The following is a 6,901-nucleotide window of genomic DNA, read 5'->3' as shown; positions in this document are numbered from 1 at the left end:
GCCCAATCCAAAATACTTTTCCGGCTTGATAGGTTGTGAAGGCTAGGCTCAGGTGCTGTTGGGCTAGCCAAGATGTAAATTGTCGCGATCCGCTCAACTCCAGACGAGAGGAGTTTTCAGGCATTCTATTAAATTTATCCCGCACATAAACAAACTCATCCCATACAGCAAAGCCGTGACTGTCAAGCCCATCCACAATGATCGGACACTATGACAATTCATCGATCGCAATTCATCGATCGAATAAATTTAACATTCACATGCTAACCATGTACCATTTATTACTTTTTGTCTAGCCTGACCATTATCACTCAAGAACTAAAAATATCCGTATATTTACGGCTCAATTTTTTATGTGAATACAATTGATACAGCTCAGAACTGCTGCACTAAACCTTGAACTTCGGTCACCAACATAAGAATTAGAAGGGGATATGTTATGGCAAGCAACGCCATGACTTTTCCTACGGTTATTCATCAAGTTTTATCGGCAATAAAAGAGCAATCGATGTAAGCCACACTCGTCTCACGGGCGATCGCCGTCTGTCAATATGTTTGGCGGATCGATCCATAACGAGGCCATGCCCCCATTTGTTACGTTGCTGGTTGTGATCGGGTTGGTGGCGATCGCTCTGCTGGAGAGCAACAAATCCAAGAAGCTTTGTTACATAAGTAAATAAAAGCCAGGTTTTCTTTATTCCATCTCATCATTAAGAGCTGATTTATAAAGTAAATCTTAAGCTGCTTGTATCCTTTGTATATCAAGGGTTCTGGGTTACGGGGACTGCATTAAGCAGTTTTCCTGAAAGCTTTGCCAGGTGGGAGTTTCAGCGACTGAATAAATTAGCTCTAAGCTTCAAACTTGTAGCTATCGGGCTTGACGAGCTGAATCATCCAGTTCAAGCTAAACATGGTGGTTTCGGCAATCGTGAGAAGGTCGTGATGATGGAGGGGCGATCGCTGCGCAGTGGGCAATTTGGGTCAACCTGCGGGCAGCGATGTGTGAAGAATCAAAACGCCGAGACACCGCGGATGCAAAGGAGTATGTCTTTGTGCTGTTTAAATTCACTGTTTAATGATGTTAGAGTTCTAGAGTTTCTGAACAAGTAGTTATGATTCCGCAACGTTTTACATAAAGTTTCAAGAGAGTTTCAGGGCTTCTAGCTAGAAATTCATGACTTGATTCACTAATACTGCTAGGATGCTTTTTTTATTTTATGGTCAAGCGATCGCTTCGGGCTTCACCCACCGGTATTCAACAGGCTAAACGCGCATTTGCGCTCAAAGGGTGGACTCAAGACAATTTGGCTGCAGAGGTGAATATCAAAACCCGGCAGCCGATCTGGCGATTTTTTACCGGGCGGCCGGTGGATCGGCAGGTGTTTATGGACGTTTGCCAGATTTTAGACATCAACTGGCGCGAGATTGCCGCCGACCCGCCTGCCGACTTTTTAGATCCGGAAGAACTATTAGACTCGCAACCGCCGACGGTAGATGACCTAGTGGCAGAGGTGCGATCGCAGAATTACGACACTATTCAGCACCGGTGTGGCATTCTGCAACTGCTCGACATCAGGCACCCTGTCAACATTGACGACATCTATGTGGATGTCAACATTCTCGAAGCCGTTGCCAACCAGCAGTTTCTTGAGATTGATGCCCTCAACAATTTAGACCCTGCCAACTTTAACCGGATAGGGATGGGGATCATCGATCAGCCTCAGATCCCCGGCGTGGAAGCGGTAGAAACCTACGGCAAGCTGCGGGTGCTGGGCAAGCCAGGAATTGGCAAAACCACCTTTTTGCAGCACCTAGCCGTGCAGTGCAACCAGGGCGAGTTTGCCGCCGACCAGGTACCCATCTTTATCGCCCTGCGGGAGTTTGCCGAAACATCCAAACGCCGGGGCGACTTTAGCCTGTTCAACTACATTCACCAAGCCCTTCGGCTCAACGATCCCGCCCAGTTCGAAACCCTGCTCACCGAGGGGCGGGTCTTGATGCTCATGGACGGCATGGATGAGGTGCTGAATCAGGACATCAACGCCGTGATTCGAGAAATTCGCACCTTTTCAGGCAAATACCACCGCAATCGGTACGTGGCGTCGTGCCGCACGGCGGCCAAAAAGCTGACCCTGCACGGCTTTACCGATGTAGAAATTGCCTCCTTTAGCGAAGCGCAGATTACCACCTTTGTTCAAAAGTGGTTTGTGGCCTTGGGCCGAACTGCCACCTCCCAGGGACAGGAAAAGGCGGCGGAGTTTGTCGAGAAATTGGATTTGCCCGAAAACTGGCAGTTTCGCCAACTGGTGGTGACGCCCCTGTTTTTGCACCTGGCCTGCTGGGTGTTTCAGGGGGAAGGGAAGTTCCCCACCAAACGCACGGCGTTTTATAAACAGGGCCTCGACCTGCTGCTGGGCAAGTGGGATGAGACCAAGGGTGTGGAGCGAGACGACGCCTATCGAGGGTTTTTGCTGCCCCAAAAGATGAAACTGCTGAGCCAGTTGGCCGCTGTCACCTTTGAACAAGGGCAATACTTTTTTGAGCAGCGCACCATCGAGCAGTACATCGAAGACTACCTGCAAAACCTGCCCGGCATCCTCCTCGAACCCGAAGAACTCCAGCTCGAAAGCGAGGCTATGCTAAAGGCGATCGAGGCCCAGCACGGGCTGCTGATCGAGCGGGCGCGGGGCATTTTTTCCTTCTCGTATCTAGCGTTTCAGGAATATCTGACGGCGCGCAAAATCGTCGCCACCCACAACCTGCGAGCGCTGGAGCAAGCCCTAGGCGGCCTGGTCAGCCATATTACCGATCCCCACTGGCATGAGGTATTTTTGCTGACTGCGGCCATGCTGCGCAGCGCCGACTCTTTGGTGCAACTGATGAAGCAGGAGATCGATGCCCTAGTGGCCCAAGATCCCCACCTGCAAGATTTTTTGATGTGGGCCAGTCAAAAGTCTCAGACCGTTCCCCCCGAGCCTAAGCCGGCCACCACCCGTGCCTTCTACCTAGCTCTGTCCCAAACTTCTAAATCCGCCGACCAGTTTGCCCTAGCCAGTGCCCTCGATCAGGGTGTTTTTCTAGATGCCGCCTTAGAAAACCTGTTGGTGGAGTTTGCCGTTGACCACAGCAAAGATTTTGCCTATGCCCATGCCTGTAGCGAAGCGCTCAACAACATTCTGATGATCGTTTTAGATGCAGGGTTTTATAAGTCACTGCAACAGATTAAAGAGCGACTGCCCGCCTCTAATCAAAACCAGGAGCGACTGCAAGCCTGGTGGCAAGACAACTACTCGACTTGGGTGAAGGATCTCAAAAACACGATTATCCAATACCGCAATATTCACCACCCCTGGCAATTTAGCCCCGAGCAAGATCAGGTGCTCAAGCGCTACTACGACGCCAACCAACTGCTGGTCGATTGCCTCAACAGCAACTGCGAAGTGACCGCAACCATTCGTCAAGAGATTGAAGCGACGCTGCTGCTGCCTCAGAAGGAGTTGGAGGAGCGAGAGTGGCGGGGGAATTGAGAAACTTGCTGCGTTGCGACCAGACTCAAGTTGCCAGCAGACCAAGCCACATGCTTGACTGTGTTTTCACGTCTGAAGCGGCAATTTCTATGCCTGAACCAAAACCCGCAGTCGGCGTTGCTGAATAGCGGTATGATTCCGCAGCATGTTGCATGGAGCTTCAGATCCTGTAGCTAGAGGGTCATCTCTCAGTTCAGCAACACCCCGCAGTCTATTGAATCTTCACATCGGGCCAATTAGGTCAACTAATTTAATCCAGTAATCAAACATCCATCTATTATCGTGGGTTTGTACTGATATAGGCTGTCTCATGGATAAGGGATCGATCGAATTGCCCAGCTTTTACCGTGCCCAACACGTCAGTTTTTTGGGTGGCGAAGGTTCTGTCAAAAGCTTCAACTATGAAGCTGAAGCCTGGGTCTATCTTGTTGAAATGTCGCTGGGGCCAGAGCCAGACTTTGGCAGAGTTGGCGGAGAGACGACGATAGTGCTTAGCGAGGCCGATTTATATGCGGTATGACCCAACCCCAGCTCCCTTAACAGGAGTTTTAATTGCCTCGGTGATTGTGTTGCTTTGGATGTTTAGTTTAGGGTTGCTCTTAGTGATTGACCTAGGTCAGTACAACGTTCTATGGGTTTTTCCGGCCATTTTAGGACGCACCTATATTCAAACTGGTTTATTTATTTTGGCCCACGATGCCATTCATGGAGTGCTCATGCCAAGCGATCGCCGCCTGAATCATGACATTGGGCGGCTAGCCGTCACGCTCTATGCTCTCTTGTCTTATGAGAAACTTGCTCGCAACCACCGGAAGCACCACCGATATCCTGGTCAAGCCAAAGACCCCGACTTCCACGATGGCACGCATCGCAACTTTTTCCCTTGGTATTGGAGATTTATGAACGGCTATATGGATGACAAGGAGAGGACTGTCATGCTGTTCAAAATCATTGCTATAGCTCTAGTCGCGAGCGTTGGGTTTCACATTGCTATGGCCAACCTATTCCTGTTCTGGTTTTTGCCCATCGTGCTCAGCTCCATGCAGTTGTTTTTTTTCGGCACGTATTTGCCCCATCGCTCAGAGACTGCTGGGGGCAAGCACCATGCCGTTAGCAGCAATTATCCACTCCTGATTTCCCTCGTAACCTGCTATCACTTTGGCTACCATTGGGAGCATCATGAATACCCTAACCTGCCTTGGTATAAGTTGCCTTCCGTACGTCAACATCAAATAGGTAGATAACTCTATCCCCCAGCCCCTAGTTGACGGACAAATCTTTTTGCCTAGACTAGGTTGATCAACGTCAAACCCATTACTAGACTAGATTTCGTTGGATTACGCTGACGCTAACCCAACCTACGTGAAAATCAAGCTTGCAGGAGGTTTGTCCGTCAATCAGCTCTATCCCCCAGCCCCTTTTTCCAAAGTTCTGCTAGGGATAAGGAAAAATTTAACACCCTTTCAGCCTATGTCGAAAGATAGTTTATTGTTTTGGCTTAACTTTGTACCATACACATGTAAACACTAAATCTACTTAGCTCTTCGATTGGCTCACAGACAGATTTTCATGGCTGTTTCTAAGCCTAGCGATTCTGCTTGTGGCTTGACATAGCCCCCGTGAACGGAAAGCCTTTCGAGAGCTTAAAACATAGTTTGAGCAGCCTTAACTTTTTAGTGGATATAGACCTTTTGAAGCGGTAGCAATAAAAAGTAAGAATGTTGACGAGCTCTTCCACTAGACCATTCAATGCATGTTCAGCTTTTACCCTATTAGGAGATTACAATGACGTACTCTAATCAACCCATCGGCGATCAACCCCGAAATAGTCAGCCCGTAGGAACTTATGTTGAGCCTGCTGTTGTTGTCCCAAGTCAGGACTATCACGACATCGTGCGCTGGGGTCCAATTTTTGCTGGTTTGTTCACAGCGATCGCCACTCAACTTGTTCTAAGTGCCTTGGGGGTTGCCATTGGTCTCTCCACCATTGCCAGTTCAGGTGCCCCTCGGTCGAACCTTGGCGATGTCGGCTCGGCGGTGGGTATTTGGTCGATTGTTAGCCTGCTCATTGCCCTGTTTATGGGTGGTTGGGTGACTGCGCGAGCAGCTGGCCCTATGAATAAAAGCAGCGCCTTGCTCAATGCCACCATTTTGTGGGCTACAACCCTCGCCATTAGTGCTTGGCTGCTCTCTGCTGGCGTGTCTGGAGCCTTCGGTATCGTGGCGTCTAATGCCGGTGATGCCCTTGCTCAGGCTCAGCAGGGTGGGCTGACGTTACCGGACACAGCACCCGATGTAACAGCCGATCAAACTAGAGATATTGCTGGTAATGCTGCAAAGGCAGGCTGGTCGTTCTTTATTGGCTCTTTGTTGGCCTTGGCCTCGTCTCTCTTGGGTGCCAGTACTGGTACTCGTAGCGTTCGCACCACCTCAAAATACGCTGCTCCAACTAGGGTTTAGGATCTACCGCTTATCGCCCTTACTCTACATCCCTCTCCCGTTCTGGGAGAGGGACTTCAAGCCATGGATGATCTATCATCATGGTTTGGGGATTGGGGATTGGATATTAAATATGCTCGATCGCACGGATGGCTTCTAAATATTGCACTTTAATATCCTGGCGATCGAGTTCTTCAGCGATCGCATCCTGGCTGCCCCGCTCAATCATCTGAGCCTGGCGTCGGAGGGCGGCGCGGTCGGCTGATCGGTAGGTAAACGAGGCAATGACTGCGATCGCCTCCAGCAGACGGATAGTCACCGCCACGCTCGATCGCCCATTCTGCCGAATTTGGTTAAAGGCAGCATCGGTAATATCGATAAACGTCAGGCATGCCATCGACAATCGCAGTCGATTTTGGTCGTCATAGCGGTAGGGCGAGGGGATGGCACGTGGGGCCAGATAGCACAGGGTGGCACTGATTTGGTCTATGCAGCGAACGGCAGTAAATGGATCATTAATGCCTGGCGACAGCGCACGCACCGCAATCTCAACGAGTTGATTAATGGAAAACTCTAAGTCTTGCTGGTTGGTGCGCTTAGATCCGAGCACAAAGGCTCCATTAATCTCGGATATCAGGGACTTGTTGACGTTACCTTTCGGGAATACTCGCACTAGTTCGCGGCCCTGAACTACAAAGTGACCGGCGCGCAACTGCACTTGAATCATCAGATGATTCTCCGTGGCAATCCGCATCAACTGTCCATCGTCGATGGCTTGAAGATAGCCGTCATCCTTAGCATTGACAGGATAAGAATGACGGTAAAAATCAGTGGGGATATCGATGGCGATCGCTTCTTCTGTCTGGGCCATGAAGCTGTGCTCAGTGGTGTCAGGAAACAGCCGCTGGATAGCGTTCTCCAAGTCTTCGCCGACA

The 6,901-nt window shown here is 50.0% G+C and carries 7 protein-coding genes; 4 read left to right on the top strand and 3 right to left on the bottom strand.

Features of this window, described 5'->3' with window-relative positions:
* A partial coding sequence (locus tag V6D20_11565; protein ID HEY9816422.1) for a hypothetical protein occupies window positions 1-196 on the bottom strand: 196 nt, incomplete at its 3' end.
* A gap of 653 nt (window positions 197-849) precedes the next feature.
* Entirely contained in the window at window positions 850-975 is a 126-nt protein-coding gene (locus tag V6D20_11560; GenBank protein HEY9816421.1) for a hypothetical protein, read from the bottom strand.
* 242 nt (window positions 976-1,217) lie between these two features.
* Here V6D20_11560 and V6D20_11555 point away from each other — a divergent pair, with 242 nt between their 5' ends.
* From V6D20_11555 to V6D20_11540, 4 genes are all read left to right on the top strand, one after another.
* Complete coding sequence (locus V6D20_11555; protein ID HEY9816420.1) at window positions 1,218-3,527, top strand: NACHT domain-containing NTPase; 2,310 nt, start codon at window positions 1,218-1,220, stop codon at window positions 3,525-3,527.
* 310 nt (window positions 3,528-3,837) lie between these two features.
* Window positions 3,838-4,047 carry a hypothetical protein gene (locus tag V6D20_11550; GenBank protein HEY9816419.1) on the top strand — a complete coding sequence of 70 codons (210 nt, stop codon included), beginning with the start codon at window positions 3,838-3,840 and terminating at the stop codon, window positions 4,045-4,047.
* A complete protein-coding gene (locus V6D20_11545; GenBank protein ID HEY9816418.1) occupies window positions 4,037-4,771 on the top strand; it encodes a fatty acid desaturase in 735 nt (244 codons plus the stop codon). The genes V6D20_11550 and V6D20_11545 overlap by 11 nt, the downstream gene beginning before the upstream one ends.
* A gap of 541 nt (window positions 4,772-5,312) precedes the next feature.
* A complete protein-coding gene (locus tag V6D20_11540; protein HEY9816417.1) occupies window positions 5,313-5,987 on the top strand; it encodes a hypothetical protein in 675 nt (224 codons plus the stop codon).
* A gap of 106 nt (window positions 5,988-6,093) precedes the next feature.
* Here V6D20_11540 and V6D20_11535 read toward each other — a convergent pair.
* Window positions 6,094-6,901 (bottom strand): DUF2254 domain-containing protein (locus V6D20_11535; GenBank protein ID HEY9816416.1); only part of this gene is annotated, 808 nt, incomplete at its 5' end.

Source organism: Candidatus Obscuribacterales bacterium, assembly GCA_036703605.1.
In the GTDB taxonomy this organism is placed as follows: Bacteria; Cyanobacteriota; Cyanobacteriia; order RECH01; family RECH01; genus RECH01.
The sequence above is the reverse complement of the archived record's forward strand: the minus strand, read 5'-3'. Positions and strand labels throughout refer to the sequence as shown.